This is a genomic window from Mycobacterium mantenii, assembly GCF_010731775.1.
Taxonomy (GTDB): Bacteria; Actinomycetota; Actinomycetes; order Mycobacteriales; family Mycobacteriaceae; genus Mycobacterium; species Mycobacterium mantenii.
Genome location: NZ_AP022590.1, coordinates 5,100,805 through 5,117,651 on the forward strand (window position 1 = coordinate 5,100,805; position 16,847 = coordinate 5,117,651).

The following is a 16,847-nucleotide window of genomic DNA, read 5'->3' on the forward strand; positions in this document are numbered from 1 at the left end:
GATGAACCGGAAAAACGTAATTCGCACCATCACGGCAATTGCTGTCGTGGTGCTGCTCGGTTGGTCGTTCTTCTACTTCAGCGACGACACCCGCGGCTATAAGCCCGTCGACACGTCCGTGGCGATGTCCCAGATCAACGGCGACAATGTCAAGAGCGCGCAGATCGACGACCGCGAGCAGCAACTGCGATTGACCCTGAAAAAGGGAAACGGTGACACCGACAATTCCGACAAGGTCATCACCAAATACCCGAGCGGCTACGCGGTCGACCTGTTCAACGCGCTGAGCGCCAAGAATGCGAAGGTCAGCACCGTCGTCAACCAGGGCAGCATCCTGGGCGAGTTACTGGTCTACGTCCTGCCGCTACTGCTGCTGGTGGGGCTGTTCGTGATGTTCTCCCGCATGCAGGGCGGCGCCCGGATGGGCTTCGGATTCGGCAAGTCGCGCGCCAAACAGCTCTCCAAGGACATGCCCAAGACCACGTTCGCCGACGTCGCCGGTGTCGACGAGGCGGTCGAGGAGCTCTACGAGATCAAGGACTTCCTGCAGAACCCGGGCCGCTATCAGGCGCTGGGTGCCAAGATCCCCAAAGGCGTGCTGCTCTACGGGCCGCCGGGGACCGGCAAGACGCTGCTGGCCCGCGCCGTTGCCGGGGAGGCCGGGGTTCCGTTCTTCACGATCTCCGGCTCCGACTTCGTCGAGATGTTCGTCGGCGTCGGTGCGTCCCGGGTGCGCGACCTGTTCGATCAGGCCAAGCAGAACAACCCGTGCATCATTTTCGTCGACGAGATCGACGCGGTGGGACGCCAGCGCGGCGCGGGCTTGGGCGGCGGTCACGACGAGCGCGAGCAGACGCTGAACCAGCTGCTGGTCGAAATGGACGGGTTCGACCCGCGGGCCGGCGTCATCCTGATCGCCGCCACCAACCGGCCGGACATCCTGGATCCGGCCCTGCTACGGCCCGGCCGCTTCGACCGGCAGATCCCGGTGTCCAACCCGGACCTGGCGGGTCGTCGCGCGGTGCTCGAAGTGCACTCGAAGGGCAAGCCGATCGGCCCGGACGCCGACCTCGCCGGGCTGGCCAAGCGCACCGTCGGCATGACCGGCGCCGACCTGGCCAACGTCATCAACGAGGCCGCGCTGCTCACCGCCCGCGAGAACGGCACTGTCATCACCAGCGCCGCGCTGGAGGAAGCGGTCGACCGGGTGATCGGTGGGCCGCGCCGCAAGGGACGGATCATCAGCGAGCAGGAAAGGAAGATCACCGCCTATCACGAGGGCGGGCACACCCTGGCGGCCTGGGCGATGCCCGACATCGAGCCGATCTACAAGGTGACAATTCTGGCGCGTGGACGCACCGGCGGGCACGCGGTGGCGGTGCCGGAGGAAGACAAGGGCCTGCGGACCCGCTCGGAGATGATCGCGCAGTTGGTGTTCGCCATGGGCGGACGCGCCGCCGAGGAGCTGGTCTTCCGGGAGCCGACGACCGGCGCGGTGTCGGACATCGAGCAGGCGACCAAGATCGCGCGGGCGATGGTCACCGAATTCGGGATGAGCTCCAAACTCGGTGCCGTCAAATACGGTTCGGAGCACGGCGACCCGTTCCTGGGCCGCACGATGGGAACGCAGGCGGACTACTCGCACGAGGTCGCCCGCGACATCGACGACGAGATCCGCAAATTGATCGAGGCCGCCCACACCGAGGCGTGGGAGATCCTCACCGAATACCGCGACATTCTCGACATCCTCGCCGGCCAGCTGCTGGAAAAGGAAACCCTGCACCGCGCCGAGCTGGAAAGCATCTTCTCCGGTGTCGAAAAACGGCCTCGGCTCACGATGTTCGACGACTTCGGCGGCCGTATCCCGTCGGACAAGCCGCCGATCAAGACCCCCGGCGAACTCGCCATCGAGCGCGGCGACCCATGGCCGCCGCCGACCCCCGAGCCCGCCTTCAAGGCGGCTATCGCGCGGGCCAGCGAAGCCGCTGCGGCCGCACGGGTGGAGGCCGACAGAAACGCCAACGGCAGCAACGGTTCTCATGGTGTTCAAGGCGACGGCAGTCGCCAGGGAGAGCCGCAGGGGCCCACCCAACCCGACTATGGCGCCCCGGCCGGCTGGCGCGCGCCGGGATGGCCGCCGCAGCAACAACAGCCGACATACCGGCACCCGCCAGCGCAGCCCGGACAGCAGCCCTATTGGCCGCAGCCGGGGCGCGGCTACCCGGGCCCGCAGCAGGGATATCCCGGACAGCAGGGATATCCGGGCGGTCAGCAAAGTTATCCCGGTCAGCAGGGCGGCGCGGGTCACCCCGGTCAGGCACGTCCGGCCTACCCGCCATATCCGCCGTATCCGCCGCCCGGCCAACCCGCCCCGGAGGGTGGTTCGCCGGACCGGCAGGATGATGACGTGAGCCGGTCCAACCCGCCGGCTCACGGCTGAGCAAACGGAGGATTCGATGGCGCTGCCGGACACTGCGATGACCACGACGCGGCTGTTCGATCAGGATCGCGCCGAGGCCGCGGTTCGCGAGTTGCTGCACGCGATCGGCGAAGACCCCGACCGCGACGGGCTGCGGGAAACGCCGGCCCGCGTCGCCCGCGCCTACCGCGAGATGTTCGCCGGGCTCTACACCGATCCTGACAGCGTGCTGAACACGATGTTCGACGAGGACCACGACGAGTTGGTGCTGGTCAAGGAAATTCCGCTGTACTCCACCTGTGAACACCACCTGGTGTCGTTTCACGGTGTGGCCCACGTCGGCTACATCCCGGGCAACGACGGCAGGGTCACCGGCCTGTCGAAGATCGCGCGGTTGGTCGACCTGTACTCCAAGCGGCCCCAGGTGCAGGAGCGGCTCACCAGCCAGATCGCCGACGCCCTGGTGAAAAAGCTCAATCCGCGAGGCGTGATCGTCGTGGTCGAGGCCGAGCACCTGTGCATGGCGATGCGCGGTGTACGTAAGCCCGGGGCGGTCACCACCACCTCGGCGGTGCGCGGCCTCTTCAAGACCAACGCGGCTTCTCGAGCCGAGGCGCTCGACCTGATCCTGCATAAGTGAGTTTGGCGCCTGTGCAGGTAATGGGAGTTCTGAACGTCACTGACGATTCGTTCTCCGACGGCGGCCGCTATCTCGATCCCGACAAGGCCGTGGCGCAGGGTTTGACCCTGGTCGCCGACGGCGCCGAAATCGTTGACGTCGGGGGAGAGTCGACCCGGCCCGGTGCCACGCGGATCGATCCTCACGTCGAGACGGCCCGGGTCGTCCCCGTTGTAAAAAACCTTGCGGCAGAAGGCATTACCGTAAGCATCGACACCATGCACGCCGATGTCGCGCGGGCGGCGCTGTGCGCCGGAGCGCGGATCGTCAACGACGTGTCCGGTGGCCGCGCCGATCCCGCGATGGCGCCGCTGCTGGCCGACGCGAAAGTGCCCTGGGTGCTGATGCATTGGCGCTCGGTGTCGGCCGAGCGTCCGCACGCGGCCCCAAGCTACCGCGACGTGGTCGCCGAAGTGCTCGCCGAGCTGCTGGCCAGCGTCGACGCAGCGGTGTCCGCCGGGGTCGACCCCGGTCAGCTGATGATCGATCCCGGACTGGGGTTCGCCAAGACCGGGCAACACAATTGGGCGCTGCTGCATGCCCTGCCGCAGTTGGTCGCCACCGGCATCCCGGTACTCCTGGGCGCATCGCGCAAACGGTTCCTCGGTACGTTGTTAGCCGGGGCAGACGGTTCGCCGCGACCGCCCGATGGGCGCGAGACGGCCACCGCGGTGGTCTCCGCACTGGCCGCATTGCACGGGGCCTGGGGGGTGCGAGTGCACGATGTGCGGGCCACGGTCGATGCCCTCAAGGTCGTAGCGGCCTGGACCGGCGGGTCGCACACGAAACTGGCTGGAGACAATGGCTGATCGAATCGAGTTGCGCGGGTTGCAGGTTCGCGGACAACACGGAGTTTTCGACCACGAGCGCACCAACGGTCAGGACTTCGTCGTCGACATCACCGTGTGGATCGACCTCGCCGTCGCCGCCGCCAGCGACGACCTGGCGGACACCTACGACTACGCCGCGCTGGCCCAGCTCGCCGCCGACGTGGTGGCCGGCCCCGCGCGCAATCTGATCGAGACCGTCGGGGCCCAGATCGCCGACCAGGTGATGGACGACGAGCGCGTGCACGCCGTCGAGGTGGTGATGCACAAGCCGCAGGCTCCGATCCCGCAACAGTTCGCCGACGTCGCGGTGGTGGTGCGGCGGTCGCGCCGCGGCGGCCGCGGTTCGGTGGTTCCGGCGGGCGGGGCGCTATGACGCGCTACCACGACGATGATGCCGGCTCGGCCGGCATTGAGGAGCGGCGCCCATGACCAGAGTCGTGCTGTCCATCGGTTCCAACCTGGGTGACCGGCTGGCGCGGTTGCAGTCGGTCGTCGACGGGCTGGGGGAGGCGGTGCGGGCCGTGTCGCCCGTGTACGAGACCGACCCCTGGGGCCGGGTGGATCAGGCGCCGTTTCTCAACGCGGTGCTGATCGCCGACGATCCGGCCCGCGACGGGCAGGGCTGGCTGCGCCGCGCGCAGGAGTTCGAGCGGGCCGCGGGCCGGGTGCGCGGTGAGCGCTGGGGCCCGCGCACCCTCGACGTGGACCTGATCGCCTGCTACGGCCCAACCGAAGTGATCTCCCGGGAAAACAACCTCACGCTGCCGCATCCGCTCGCCCACCTGCGGGCGTTCGTGCTCATCCCGTGGCTGGATGTCGACCCGGATGCGCGGCTGACGCTGGCCGACGGGCCGCAGCCCGTCGCCGGCCTACTCGCCCAGCTGGAAGCGGCCGACCGGGACGGCGTCCGGCTGACCGGCTTGAAGCTTGCGCCCAACGGGAAGTCGCCGGTCGATCCCGGGCCGACGACCTGATGGGACCCACCCGCAAGCGTGACCTGACCGCCGCGGTGGTCGGCGCAGCCGTGGTGGGGTACCTACTGGTCACGGGTCTTTACCGGTGGTTTCCGCGGATCACGGTGTGGACCGGGCTGTCGCTGCTGGCGGTGGCCGTCATCGAGGCGCTCTGGGCGCGCTACGTGCGGGCCAAGATCAACGAGGGCGAAATCGGGTCCGGGCCGGGTTGGCTGCATCCGCTTGCCGTGGCACGCAGCCTGGTGGTCGCCAAGGCCTCGGCCTGGGTGGGAGCGTTGATGCTGGGCTGGTGGGTCGGCGTCCTGGTGTACTTCCTGCCGCGCAAGTCCTGGTTGCGGGCCGCCGCCGAGGACACCTCGGGCGCGGTGGTGGCGGCCGTCAGCGCGCTGGCGCTGCTCGTCGCCGCGCTGTGGCTGCAACACTGCTGCAAGTCGCCGCCGGATCAGACCGAGCACGGCGAGGGTGCGGAAAGCTAGCCCCGCGCCGGGATTGCCACCGGTCACCGGGCAATCGACTCATGCGTCCTTGCGGACAAGCCGCGCGAGAATCGCCGGAGCCGCGCGACACGCGGATTGACCTCGCGCAGGTACTCTCGGGCCATGACCGTTCTGTCCCGCGGCGCCCGGGTCCGGCGCGGCGGCCGCAGGCCGGGGTGGGTGCTCTTGACGACGTTGCTGGTCCTCGCGATAGGGGCCAGTTCCGCATTGGTTTTCACCAATCGGGTGGAACTTCTCAAGCTGGCTGTAATCCTGGCGCTGTGGGCCGCAGTCGCCGGCGCCTTCGTGTCCGTGCTCTATCGCCGTCAAAGCGACGCCGACCAGTCCCGAGTCCGCGACCTCAAGCTGGTCTACGACCTACAGCTGGACCGGGAGATCTCGGCCCGGCGTGAATACGAACTGACCGTCGAGTCCCAGCTGCGCCGCGAGCTGGCCTCCGAGCTGCGCGCTCAGGCCGCCGACGATTTGGCCGAGTTGCGCGCGGAACTTTCCGCCCTGCGGACCAGCCTGGAAATCCTGTTCGACACCGACCTGGCGCACCGCCCGGCCCTCGGGGGGACACCCGAGCCCGAGCCGCAGCCGGAGCGCGCGTACAGCGAGTGGGATCGCAACGGCGAGAACCCCCGCGACACCCCGGTCGACTGGGTGCCCAGCGACCGGGTCACGACGGTGCCGCAGGACAACTCCGGCCGCGGCGACGACGCCATTATCGATGTGCCCGAGGAACCGCTGATGCCGCCTCGGCAGCAGCCGTCCCGGCGTGAGCGGGTCCGCTACCAGTACGAACCGGCCCAGGATCCGGCCTACGCCGAGGAGCCCTCGTACGCCGAAGAGTCCCCGTATGCGGGATCGGCGGAACCGCGGTTCGAGCCTCGTCACCAACCGCCGCCACCGGCCCCGGCGGCGGCAGCCCAGTTCCAGCCGGAGCCGCAACCGGAGCCCGAACCGGAACCGGTGCCAGAACCTCAGCCACATTCCCATGCGCATTGGCAAGGCCAGGGCTGGCAGCCGGCCGCCGCGGAAGGGCAGTGGTTGCCGCCGGGTGCCCCGGGCAGTAATTGGGCCGGCGCCGATTCACCCGAGGAATCGGCCGGTGGGCGGCGGCGTGCCCGGCATTCGGGCGATGACGAGGCCTGGGACGGCCTGCCCGTCGAGCCGGTGCCGCCACCGCCGTATGGAGACTCCGGGCGCCGGGCGAGGTCGCGCCACTCGACGGAGTACCGCGACTACGGTGCGCGCAATTTCGGACCCACCAACGAGCCCCCGGCCGCACCCCCTCCGGCCGCCGCGACGCCGCCCCCGCCGTCGGCTCCCCCGATGCAGCCGGGCCCGCCCGCCGGTGCGCCCCCACCACCGCGCCTGGCGCCGCCGCCGGCGCCGGAGCAGGCGCCCCGGCACGGTGGTGACCCGCAGCAGGAGGACCCCGAAGGCGGGGGAGAAGGCGCCTCAACCGGCGGCCAGTCGGTGGCCGATCTGCTGGCCCGCCTGCAGGTGCAGCCCTCCGAGGGCGGCCGTCGCCGTCGCCGCGAAGGCTGAGCTGGGAGCTTCCTCACATTGGGTAATGCCTGGTAATCGACTACAGTCGTAGTGACCGAACGGTACCCACCAAGTGGGACCGGAACGAACGAAGATATCTGTGAGGTCGTCTGCGATGGTGCAGTTCGACGGTCTGCGCCCGGCTCGGCTCAAGGTAGGCATCATCTCGGCCGGCCGGGTGGGCACCGCACTCGGTGTCGCGCTGGAGCGCGCGGACCACGTCGTGGTGGCGTGCAGCGCCATCTCCCATGCGTCGCGGCAGCGGGCACAGCGCCGGCTGCCCGACACCCCGGTGGCGACGCCGCCGGACGTGGCCGCCGGTGCCGAGCTGTTGCTGCTCGCGGTTCCCGACAGCGAACTCGCCGGCCTGGTTTCCGGGTTGGCCGCGACGTCGGCGGTGCGTCCCGGAACGATCGTGGTCCACACGTCGGGCGCCAACGGGATCGGCATTCTCGAGCCGCTGGCCCGGGACGGGTGCATCCCGCTGGCGATTCACCCGGCGATGACGTTCACCGGTTCCGATGAAGACATCAGCCGGCTGGCGGATGCCTGCTTCGGCGTCACCGCGGCCGACGAAGTCGGATACGCGATCGGGCAATCGCTGGTCTTGGAGATGGGCGGGGAGCCCTTCTGCGTCGCCGAGGAGGCGCGCGTCCTCTACCACGCCGCGCTGGCCCACGCCGGCAACCACATCGTGACCGTGCTGGCCGACGCGCTCGACGCATTGCGCGCCGCGCTGCGCGGCAGCGAACTGCTTGGCCAACAGTCCGTCGACGACCAGCCGGGCGGCATCGCCGAACGCATCATCGGGCCGCTGGCCAGGGCCGCGCTGGAGAACACCCTGCAACGCGGGCAGGCCGCGCTCACCGGCCCGGTGGCGCGCGGCGACGCGGCCGCGGTCGCCGGGCACCTGGCCGCGCTGGGTCAGGTCGGGCCGGAGTTGGCTCAGGCGTACCGGGTGAACGCCCTGCGCACCGCCCAGCGCGCGCACGCCCCCAAGGATGTGCTGGCGGTGCTGGCGCCATGAGACCCGGCAGGTCACCGGCCTTCACCGCCGGCGAACTCAACGTCTACTCCGCCCCGCGCGATGTCACCGACGTCAGCCGCGCGCTGCGGCACACGGGGCGCCGGGTGATGCTGGTGCCCACCATGGGCGCGCTGCATGACGGGCACCTGGCGCTGGTGCGCGCGGCCAAGCGGGTGCCCGGTGCGGTGGTCGTCGTGTCGATCTTCGTCAACCCGCTGCAATTCGGCGCGGGTGAGGACCTCGACGCCTATCCCCGCACCCTGGATGACGACGTCGCATTGCTGCGCTCCGAGGGCGTCGAAATCGTCTTCACCCCAACGGCGGCCGCGATGTATCCCGACGGTCTGCGCACCACCGTGCAGCCCGGTCCGCTGGCCGCCGAACTCGAAGGAGCCGTGCGCCCAACGCATTTCGGTGGGATGTTGACGGTCGTGTGCAAGCTGCTGCAGATCGTGCGGCCGGACCGGATCTTCTTCGGCGAGAAGGACTATCAGCAGCTGGTGATGGTCCGCCAGATGGTCGCCGACCTCAACATCGACGTGCAGGTCGTCGGGGTGCCGACGGTTCGGGAATCCGACGGCCTGGCGATGTCGTCGCGCAACCGCTACCTGGACAACACGCAACGCGAACTGGCCGTGACGCTTTCGGCGGCGCTGACGGCCGGTGCACACGCCGCGCACCACGGCGCCGCGGCCGCACTCGCGGCGGCGCGCGCGGTGCTCGACGCCGTGCCCGCGCTGACCGTCGACTACCTCGAGCTGCGTGACGCCGGGCTCGGCCCGGCACCCGCCAACGGTTCGGCCAGGCTGCTGGTTGCGGCCCGGCTGGGCACCACAAGGCTGCTGGACAACATCGAAATGCAGATTGAAACACCCGCCGGCACCGCTGGGCCGGACGGACACCACAATTACGCCCAATCACCTTGGAGGAATTGATGCTAAGGACGATGCTCAAGTCGAAGATCCACCGGGCCACCGTCACGCAGGCCGACCTGCACTACGTCGGCTCGGTGACCATCGACGCCGATCTGATGGACGCCGCGGACCTGCTCGAGGGCGAACAGGTGACCATCGTCGACATCGACAACGGTGCCCGGCTGGTCACCTACGCGATCACCGGCGAACGCGGCAGCGGTGTGATCGGAATCAACGGTGCGGCAGCACATCTCGTCCACCCGGGTGACCTGGTGATCCTGATCGCCTACGGGACCATGGAAGAGGCGGAGGCGCGGTCGTACCAGCCGCGGATCGTCTTCGTCGACGCCGACAACAAGCCGATCGACCTCGGTCACGATCCGGCATTCGTGCCCGCCGATGCGGCCGAGCTACTGGATCCCCGGATCGTTGCGCGGTAGCCGTGCTGCTGGCGATCGACGTCCGTAACACCCACACCGTCGTCGGGCTGATATCGGGCTCCAAAGAGCACGCAAAAGTCGTGCAGCAGTGGCGCATTCGCACCGAGGCGGAAATCACCGCCGACGAGTTGGCGCTGACCATCGACGGTCTGATCGGCGACGATTCCGAGCGGCTTACCGGCGCCGCGGCGCTGTCCACCGTTCCCTCGGTGCTGCACGAGGTGCGGCTCATGCTCGACCAGTACTGGCCGTCGGTGCCCCACGTGCTGATCGAACCCGGGGTGCGCACCGGCATCCCGCTGCTCGTCGACAATCCCAAAGAGGTCGGCGCCGACCGGATCGTCAACTGTCTGGCGGCTTTTCACCGATTCAACAGCCCCGCAATCGTCATCGACTTCGGCTCCTCGATCTGTGTGGACGTCGTGTCGGCCAAGGGCGAATTCCTCGGCGGCGCGATCGCGCCCGGATTGCAGGTGTCCTCCGACGCCGCCGCGGCCCGCTCGGCCGCGCTGCGCCGGGTGGAGTTGACCCGTCCCCGTTCGGTGGTCGGCAAGAACACCGTCGAATGCATGCAGGCGGGCGCGGTGTTCGGCTTCGCCGGGCTGGTCGACGGCCTGGTGGGACGCATCCGCGAGGACGTGGACGGCTTTGCCGGCGACGACGTCGCGATCATCGCCACCGGTCACAACGCGCCGCTGCTGCTGCCCGAGTTGCAGACCGTCAGCCACTACGACCAGCACCTGACCCTGCACGGCCTGCGGCTGATCTTCGAACGCAACCGTGACGCCCAGCGCGGCCGGTTGAAGCCGGCACGCTGACACACCGGCCGCGCACCGCGGCGCGCACACAAAGCCGTCGGCACGGCCCCAGAGCCCAGTCCTTTAAGCTGGCACGTCGTGAGTGCCGACGACGCAGACATTCCCGAGCAGTACCGGATTCGCCGGGATAAGCGCGCTCGGTTACTCGCCGAGGGGCACGACCCCTACCCGGTCGCCGTCGAACGCACCCACACGCTGGCGCAGGTCCGTGCCGCCCATCCCGACCTGCCGGTCGACACCGCAACCGAAGACGTGGTCGGCGTCGCCGGCCGGGTCATCTTTGCCCGCAACGCCGGCAAACTCTGCTTCGCCACGCTGCAGGAGGGCGACGGCACCGCCCTGCAGGTGATGATCAGCCTCGACAAAGTCGGCCGGCAATCCCTCGACGCCTGGAAGGCCGACGTCGACCTCGGTGACATCGTCTACGTGCACGGCAACGTGATCAGCTCACGCCGCGGCGAATTGTCCGTCCTTGCCGACTCGTGGCAGATGGCGTCCAAGTCGCTGCGTCCGCTGCCCGTCGCGCACAAGGACATGAGCGAAGAGGCGCGGGTGCGGCAGCGCTACGTCGACCTGATCGTCCGCCCGCAGGCGCGCACTGTAGCGCGGCAGCGTATTGCCGTCATCCGTGCGATACGCAACGCATTGGAACGCCGCGGGTTTCTCGAAGTTGAAACCCCAATACTTCAGACGCTGGCCGGTGGCGCGGCCGCGCGACCCTTCATCACCCATTCCAATGCGCTAGACATCGATCTCTACTTGAGGATCGCACCCGAACTGTTCCTCAAGCGCTGCGTTGTAGGTGGTTTCGACAGGGTTTTCGAACTAAATCGAGTGTTCCGAAACGAGGGTGCGGATTCCACCCATTCTCCGGAATTTTCCATGCTGGAGACCTACCAGGCGTACGGAACCTATGACGATTCGGCAGTAGTGACGCGGGAGCTTATTCAAGAGGTAGCCGACGAAGCGATCGGAACCCGACAACTACCGCTACCCGACGGCAGTGTCTACGACATAGACGGAGAATGGGCTTCTATACAAATGTACCCGTCACTGTCGGGGGCACTCGGTGAAGAGGTCACACCGGAGACGACGGTCGAACGATTGCTCGGCATCGCCGATCAGCTCGGTGTCGAGATCCCCCGTGACCGGGGCTACGGACACGGAAAGATCGTCGAGGAACTGTGGGAGCACACGGTGGGCAACGCGCTCGTCGCGCCCACATTTGTGAGGGATTTCCCGGTCGAGACAACGCCTTTGACGCGTCAGCACCGCAGCATCGCGGGCGTCACCGAGAAGTGGGACCTGTATCTGCGCGGAGTCGAACTGGCCACCGGGTACTCCGAACTGAACGACCCTGTGGTGCAGCGTGACAGGTTCGCCGCGCAGGCCCGCGCGGCCGCGGCCGGCGACGACGAAGCCATGGTGCTCGACGAAGACTTTCTTGCAGCACTCGAGTATGCGATGCCGCCATGTACCGGAACGGGAATGGGTATCGACCGGCTGTTGATGACTTTGACCGGACTGTCAATTCGAGAGACAGTTTTGTTCCCGATTGTTCGCCCGCAAGCGTAGTTGGAAAATCCAACTGTGCGGATTCCGTACAGATTGAGTATGCTGCGCTGTTATGGCACATTGGTGACCGGGGAGGCCGATCCAATCTGCTCAGTAACCGCTCAGGACGAAATGCGAGGGTAAGCCAATGGCAAAAAAAGTGACCGTCACCTTGGTCGATGATTTCGACGGTGCCGGCGCAGCCGACGAAACGGTGGAATTCGGGCTTGACGGGGTGACCTATGAGATTGACCTTTCGTCCAAGAATGCCGCGAAACTGCGCGGGGATCTGAAGCAATGGGTGGAGGCCGGGCGCCGCGTCGGCGGCCGTCGGCGCGGGCGTTCCGGCTCGGGCCGGGGCCGTGGCGCGATCGATCGTGAGCAGAGTGCAGCCATCCGCGACTGGGCTCGTCGGAACGGGCACAACGTGTCGACGCGCGGCCGCATTCCGGCCGACGTGATCGACGCATTCCACGCGGCGACCTAGCAGTCCTCAGACCGGCGCCCGGGCTCGGAGCCCGGGCGCCGGTTTGTCATTTCGCTGGGCGCGAAACAATCGTCGGGCGGCTTGCGGAAACGAATCGGAACCTCGCGACGTTTCTTCAGTTACGGCGCGCAACGCCGCAGGCAGTCGCAGGTGAGATTGGCCCCGGAATGCCGAGCGGGTCCGCAGCGAAGAACGCACGGCAAGGTTAGGCCCGCTGGCAAGCCGACCATTACAGTGGAGACAGGTACGCGATTCCGGCCACAGGGGACCGGCTTGGTTCTCAGTGGGGCCGCTAACAGGTTTGTACCGATGTGAGGGAGAGCAGGTAACCCGATGTTTGAAAGATTTACCGACCGTGCCCGCAGGGTCGTCGTCCTGGCGCAAGAAGAGGCCCGGATGCTCAACCACAACTACATCGGCACCGAGCACATCCTGCTGGGTTTGATTCACGAGGGTGAAGGCGTCGCGGCGAAGTCGCTGGAGTCGCTGGGCATCTCACTCGAGGGCGTCCGCAGCCAGGTCGAGGAGATCATCGGCCAGGGCCAGCAGGCGCCGTCGGGACACATTCCGTTCACGCCCCGCGCCAAGAAGGTTCTCGAGCTGAGCCTGCGCGAGGCACTGCAGTTGGGCCACAACTACATCGGCACCGAGCACATTCTGCTGGGCCTGATCCGTGAGGGTGAGGGCGTGGCCGCGCAGGTGCTGGTGAAGCTGGGCGCCGAGCTGACCCGGGTGCGCCAGCAGGTCATCCAGTTGCTGAGCGGCTACCAGGGCAAGGAAGCCGCGGAGGCCGGCACCGGTGGCCGCGGCGGCGAATCCGGCAGCCCGTCCACCTCGCTGGTGCTCGACCAGTTCGGGCGCAACCTGACCGCCGCGGCAATGGAGGGCAAGCTGGATCCGGTCATCGGCCGCGAGAAGGAAATCGAGCGGGTGATGCAGGTGCTGAGCCGGCGCACCAAGAACAACCCGGTGCTGATCGGCGAGCCCGGCGTCGGTAAGACCGCCGTCGTCGAGGGCCTGGCCCAGGCCATCGTGCACGGGCAGGTTCCCGAGACGCTGAAGGACAAGCAGCTCTACACGCTGGATTTGGGTTCGCTGGTGGCGGGCAGCCGCTACCGCGGTGATTTCGAGGAGCGCCTGAAGAAGGTCCTCAAGGAGATCAACACCCGCGGCGACATCATCCTGTTTATCGACGAGCTGCACACCCTGGTGGGTGCCGGCGCTGCCGAGGGCGCGATCGACGCCGCGAGCATCCTGAAGCCGAAGCTGGCCCGTGGCGAGCTGCAGACCATCGGCGCGACCACGCTCGATGAGTACCGCAAGTACATCGAGAAGGACGCCGCGCTGGAGCGCCGCTTCCAGCCCGTGCAGGTGGGCGAGCCGACGGTGGAGCACACCATCGAGATCCTCAAGGGTCTGCGCGACCGTTACGAGGCGCACCACCGGGTGTCGATCACCGACGGCGCGATGGTCGCCGCGGCCACCCTGGCCGACCGCTACATCAACGACCGGTTCCTGCCCGATAAGGCGATCGACCTGATCGACGAGGCGGGCGCGCGGATGCGGATCCGCCGGATGACCGCGCCGCCAGATCTGCGCGAGTTCGACGAGAAGATCGCCGAGGCGCGCCGGGAGAAGGAATCGGCGATCGACGCCCAGGACTTCGAGAAGGCGGCCAGCCTGCGCGATCGCGAGAAGCAACTGGTGGGCCAGCGTGCCGAGCGCGAAAAGCAATGGCGCTCAGGCGATCTCGATGTGGTCGCCGAGGTCGACGACGAGCAGATCGCCGAGGTGCTGGGCAACTGGACCGGCATCCCGGTGTTCAAGCTCACCGAGGCCGAGACCACCCGGCTGCTGCGCATGGAGGACGAGCTGCACAAGCGGATCATCGGCCAGGAGGACGCCGTCAAGGCCGTCTCGAAGGCGATCCGCCGCACCCGGGCCGGGTTGAAAGACCCCAAGCGCCCGTCGGGTTCGTTCATCTTCGCCGGACCGTCCGGTGTCGGTAAGACCGAGCTGTCCAAGGCGCTGGCCAACTTCCTGTTCGGCGACGACGACGCGCTCATCCAGATCGACATGGGCGAGTTCCACGACCGGTTCACCGCGTCGCGGTTGTTCGGTGCCCCGCCGGGATACGTCGGCTACGAAGAGGGCGGCCAGCTCACCGAGAAGGTGCGGCGCAAGCCGTTCTCGGTGGTGCTGTTCGACGAGATCGAGAAGGCCCACCAGGAGATCTACAACAGCTTGTTGCAGGTCCTCGAGGACGGTCGGCTCACCGACGGTCAGGGCCGCACGGTCGACTTCAAGAACACCGTGCTGATCTTCACGTCGAACCTCGGCACGTCGGACATCTCCAAGCCGGTCGGCCTGGGCTTCACCCAGGGTGGCGGTGAGAACAACTACGAGCGGATGAAGCAGAAGGTCAACGACGAGCTCAAGAAGCACTTCCGGCCGGAGTTCCTCAACCGCATCGACGACATCATCGTCTTCCACCAGCTGACCAAGGACGAGATCATCAAGATGGTCGACCTCATGATCAGCCGGGTCGCCAACCAGCTCAAGAGCAAGGATATGGCCCTCGATCTGACCGACAAGGCCAAGGCCTTGCTGGCCAAGCGCGGCTTCGACCCGGTGCTGGGTGCCCGCCCGCTGCGGCGCACCATCCAGCGCGAGATCGAGGACCAGCTCTCCGAGAAGATCCTCTTCGAGGAGGTCGGCCCGGGACAGGTCGTCACGGTCGACGTCGCCGACTGGGACGGCGAAAGCGCCGGCGAGGACGCGACGTTCACCTTCATCGGAACCCGCAAGCCGCCGGCCGAGCCGGACCTGGCCAAGGCCGGGGCGCATAGCGCCGCCGACCCGGGGCCGGACGCGCAGTAACGACCAGCAGAAACGGGCGGTCAGTCTCAACCGGGGCTGACCGCCCGTTTTTCGTTGCACGAAGACTGAATCGATCACCGGTTGCTCGGCAAACCGCGGGGTTTACACTGACCGTTGTCATCGACGGGTACCGGAATCTGGTGAAAGTCCAGAACGGTCGCGCCACTGTCCAAAGTCAGACCCGGGACCCGTCATACCCCAGCGGGGACGCGTAATCCCCAGAAGGAGTCGATTGTGTCCCACCCGCAGCTAACCGGGCGCAGCACCAGATCGGTCAATCTGTCCGCGGCGAGCACCGCACTTTGGCCGGCGGCGACCGTCTTCCTCGCGTTGCTGGCCCTGTACTTCGTCGGCATCGACCAGGGGGCAGTCTCGCTGTTCGGCAGCGACTCGCACGTGCACGAGTTCGTGCACGACGCGCGGCACCTACTCGGCTTCCCCTGCCACTGACCCCGTCTCGTGGAGAAACGCCTTATCGCGGGCGGTCTTGTGGCGGGCGCGCTCGGTGCGGTGCTGGCGTTCGTCTTCGCCCGCCTGTGCGCCGAACCCGTCATAGGCCGCGCAATCGCTTTTGAAGAAGGCCGCACCGACGCCGAGAACGCGCATGGCGTGCACGAGCACGGCGCCGAGTTGTTCAGCCGCGGCGTGCAAGCGGGCCCCGGACTGGGATTCGGTGTGCTGATCTTTGGCCTGGCCATGGGCGCGCTGTTCGCCGTCCTGTTCAGCGTCGTACACGCCCGCACGGAAATTGCCCGACCGCAAGCACTTTCGCTGCTTTTGGCGGCCGGGGCGTTCGGGGCGGTGTACGTGGTGCCGTTCTTGAAATATCCGCCGAACCCACCGGCGGTCGGACAGGCCGACACGATCGGCGCGCGCACCGGCTGGTACCTGGCGATGGTGGCGGTGTCGGTGGTGCTGGCCATCGGCGCGGTATGGCTGGCGCGGCGACTGGCCGCCCGGTTCGGCGCGTGGAACGCGCGACTGCTCGCGGCCGGCGCGTACCTGGTGGCCATCGTCGTGGTGTCGGTGCTGCTGCCCGGCGTGGACGAGATCCCCGAACCGCTGCGCGACGCCGCGGGCACGATCGTCTATCCGGGTTTCCCCGCCGAGGTCCTCTACGAGTTCAGGCTGCTCTCGCTGGCCACGCAGCTGGTGCTGTGGGCGGGCATCGGGCTGGTTTTCGCGACGATCAGTGGGCGGCTGCTTTCGGAGCGGGCCCACGGCGGGCGGGCGTCGAGCATCGCGGCGTGACCGAGGTCGTCCGGCTAACCCTGCTCTCGCATGGCATGACGGACGCCATGGCGGACGGGCGTTTTCCCGCCGACGAACCGCTGAACGCGATCGGCCGACGACAGGTCGAGGCGGTTGACGCCGGCGCGGCACCGCGTCAGCTGTGCGGACCCGAACGGCGCACCCGGCAGACCGCGGATCTGCTTGGCCTGCAAGCCGAAACTGAACCGCTACTGGCAGATCTCGACTGCGGACGGTGGCGCGGGGGGGCGCTCGCGACACTGCCGTCCGGGGAACTCGAGGCGTGGCTGAGTCGGCCGGTCGCCGCGCCGCACGGCGGTGAGTCGATCGCCGATCTGGTCTCCCGGGTGGCGCGGTGGCTGGAGTCGTTGACCGCCAACCCATTACGCACGGTCGCGGTGACGCACCCGGCGGTGATCCGGGCGGCGATCGTTGCGGCGCTGGACATCGCCCCGGCATCGTTTTGGCGCATCGACGTCGCACCCGTCGGCCGCGTCGTCATGCACTTCCGGGATGGCCGTTGGACGCTGCGCCTGTGAGC

17 protein-coding genes are annotated in these 16,847 nt (G+C 67.9%); all 17 read left to right on the top strand.

Annotation, left to right across the window (positions count from 1 at the left end):
- Position 1: 1 nt before the first annotated feature.
- The 17 genes from ftsH (at position 2) to G6N50_RS23460 (ending at position 16,845) form a co-directional block, all read left to right on the top strand.
- On the top strand, positions 2 to 2,440 hold the full coding sequence (gene ftsH / locus G6N50_RS23380) for an ATP-dependent zinc metalloprotease FtsH (RefSeq protein ID WP_083099000.1): 2,439 nt from the start codon (positions 2 to 4) through the stop codon (positions 2,438 to 2,440).
- 16 nt (positions 2,441 to 2,456) lie between these two features.
- The gene (gene folE / locus G6N50_RS23385) at positions 2,457 to 3,059 is read left to right on the top strand and encodes a GTP cyclohydrolase I FolE (protein WP_083099001.1); all 603 of its coding nucleotides are present in this window, start codon (positions 2,457 to 2,459) and stop codon (positions 3,057 to 3,059) included.
- Positions 3,056 to 3,907, top strand: coding sequence for a dihydropteroate synthase (gene folP, locus G6N50_RS23390; protein WP_142275759.1), 852 nt, complete (start codon positions 3,056 to 3,058; stop codon positions 3,905 to 3,907). Before folE ends, folP begins: the two co-directional genes overlap by 4 nt.
- Positions 3,900 to 4,301 carry a dihydroneopterin aldolase gene (gene folB, locus G6N50_RS23395; protein WP_083099005.1) on the top strand — a complete coding sequence of 134 codons (402 nt, stop codon included), beginning with the start codon at positions 3,900 to 3,902 and terminating at the stop codon, positions 4,299 to 4,301. Before folP ends, folB begins: the two co-directional genes overlap by 8 nt.
- 52 nt (positions 4,302 to 4,353) lie before the next feature.
- Positions 4,354 to 4,902, top strand: coding sequence for a 2-amino-4-hydroxy-6-hydroxymethyldihydropteridine diphosphokinase (gene folK, locus G6N50_RS23400; RefSeq protein ID WP_083099006.1), 549 nt, complete (start codon positions 4,354 to 4,356; stop codon positions 4,900 to 4,902).
- Positions 4,902 to 5,378, top strand: coding sequence for a DUF3180 domain-containing protein (locus G6N50_RS23405; RefSeq protein ID WP_083099008.1), 477 nt, complete (start codon positions 4,902 to 4,904; stop codon positions 5,376 to 5,378). Before folK ends, G6N50_RS23405 begins: the two co-directional genes overlap by 1 nt.
- 123 nt (positions 5,379 to 5,501) lie before the next feature.
- Positions 5,502 to 6,935 carry a DUF6779 domain-containing protein gene (locus tag G6N50_RS23410; protein WP_163650887.1) on the top strand — a complete coding sequence of 478 codons (1,434 nt, stop codon included), beginning with the start codon at positions 5,502 to 5,504 and terminating at the stop codon, positions 6,933 to 6,935.
- 115 nt (positions 6,936 to 7,050) lie between these two features.
- On the top strand, positions 7,051 to 7,962 hold the full coding sequence (locus tag G6N50_RS23415; RefSeq protein WP_083095396.1) for a Rossmann-like and DUF2520 domain-containing protein: 912 nt from the start codon (positions 7,051 to 7,053) through the stop codon (positions 7,960 to 7,962).
- Positions 7,959 to 8,897 carry a pantoate--beta-alanine ligase gene (gene panC, locus G6N50_RS23420; protein ID WP_083095397.1) on the top strand — a complete coding sequence of 313 codons (939 nt, stop codon included), beginning with the start codon at positions 7,959 to 7,961 and terminating at the stop codon, positions 8,895 to 8,897. The genes G6N50_RS23415 and panC overlap by 4 nt, the downstream gene beginning before the upstream one ends.
- Entirely contained in the window at positions 8,897 to 9,316 is a 420-nt protein-coding gene (panD, locus tag G6N50_RS23425) for an aspartate 1-decarboxylase (protein WP_083095398.1), read from the top strand. The genes panC and panD overlap by 1 nt, the downstream gene beginning before the upstream one ends.
- 2 nt (positions 9,317 to 9,318) lie before the next feature.
- Positions 9,319 to 10,134, top strand: coding sequence for a type III pantothenate kinase (locus G6N50_RS23430; protein ID WP_083095399.1), 816 nt, complete (start codon positions 9,319 to 9,321; stop codon positions 10,132 to 10,134).
- A gap of 78 nt (positions 10,135 to 10,212) precedes the next feature.
- On the top strand, positions 10,213 to 11,709 hold the full coding sequence (gene lysS / locus G6N50_RS23435) for a lysine--tRNA ligase (RefSeq protein ID WP_083095400.1): 1,497 nt from the start codon (positions 10,213 to 10,215) through the stop codon (positions 11,707 to 11,709).
- A gap of 127 nt (positions 11,710 to 11,836) precedes the next feature.
- Positions 11,837 to 12,175 carry a histone-like nucleoid-structuring protein Lsr2 gene (gene lsr2, locus G6N50_RS23440; protein WP_066868403.1) on the top strand — a complete coding sequence of 113 codons (339 nt, stop codon included), beginning with the start codon at positions 11,837 to 11,839 and terminating at the stop codon, positions 12,173 to 12,175.
- Positions 12,176 to 12,508: 333 nt separating this feature from the next.
- Entirely contained in the window at positions 12,509 to 15,055 is a 2,547-nt protein-coding gene (gene clpC1, locus G6N50_RS23445; protein ID WP_083095401.1) for an ATP-dependent protease ATP-binding subunit ClpC, read from the top strand.
- 234 nt (positions 15,056 to 15,289) lie between these two features.
- Positions 15,290 to 15,505 (top strand): CbtB domain-containing protein, encoded by a 216-nt coding sequence (locus G6N50_RS23450; RefSeq protein WP_083095402.1) that lies wholly within the window; start codon positions 15,290 to 15,292, stop codon positions 15,503 to 15,505.
- A gap of 9 nt (positions 15,506 to 15,514) precedes the next feature.
- Positions 15,515 to 16,306 carry a CbtA family protein gene (locus G6N50_RS23455; RefSeq protein ID WP_083095403.1) on the top strand — a complete coding sequence of 264 codons (792 nt, stop codon included), beginning with the start codon at positions 15,515 to 15,517 and terminating at the stop codon, positions 16,304 to 16,306.
- Positions 16,303 to 16,845 carry a histidine phosphatase family protein gene (locus tag G6N50_RS23460; protein WP_083095404.1) on the top strand — a complete coding sequence of 181 codons (543 nt, stop codon included), beginning with the start codon at positions 16,303 to 16,305 and terminating at the stop codon, positions 16,843 to 16,845. Before G6N50_RS23455 ends, G6N50_RS23460 begins: the two co-directional genes overlap by 4 nt.
- Positions 16,846 to 16,847 lie beyond the last annotated feature (2 nt).

Bases quoted from the DNA above. Each gene is read 5' to 3' on its own strand.
- G6N50_RS23405 (WP_083099008.1), top strand. From the start codon at position 4,902: ATGGGACCCACCCGCAAGCGTGACCTGACCGCCGCGGTGGTCGGCGCA.
- panC (WP_083095397.1), top strand. From the start codon at position 7,959: ATGAGACCCGGCAGGTCACCGGCCTTCACCGCCGGCGAACTCAACGTC.
- G6N50_RS23415 (WP_083095396.1), top strand. From the start codon at position 7,051: ATGGTGCAGTTCGACGGTCTGCGCCCGGCTCGGCTCAAGGTAGGCATC.
- ftsH (WP_083099000.1), top strand. From the start codon at position 2: ATGAACCGGAAAAACGTAATTCGCACCATCACGGCAATTGCTGTCGTG.
- panD (WP_083095398.1), top strand. From the start codon at position 8,897: ATGCTAAGGACGATGCTCAAGTCGAAGATCCACCGGGCCACCGTCACG.
- folE (WP_083099001.1), top strand. From the start codon at position 2,457: ATGGCGCTGCCGGACACTGCGATGACCACGACGCGGCTGTTCGATCAG.
- folK (WP_083099006.1), top strand. From the start codon at position 4,354: ATGACCAGAGTCGTGCTGTCCATCGGTTCCAACCTGGGTGACCGGCTG.
- G6N50_RS23410 (WP_163650887.1), top strand. From the start codon at position 5,502: ATGACCGTTCTGTCCCGCGGCGCCCGGGTCCGGCGCGGCGGCCGCAGG.
- folB (WP_083099005.1), top strand. From the start codon at position 3,900: ATGGCTGATCGAATCGAGTTGCGCGGGTTGCAGGTTCGCGGACAACAC.
- lsr2 (WP_066868403.1), top strand. From the start codon at position 11,837: ATGGCAAAAAAAGTGACCGTCACCTTGGTCGATGATTTCGACGGTGCC.
- clpC1 (WP_083095401.1), top strand. From the start codon at position 12,509: ATGTTTGAAAGATTTACCGACCGTGCCCGCAGGGTCGTCGTCCTGGCG.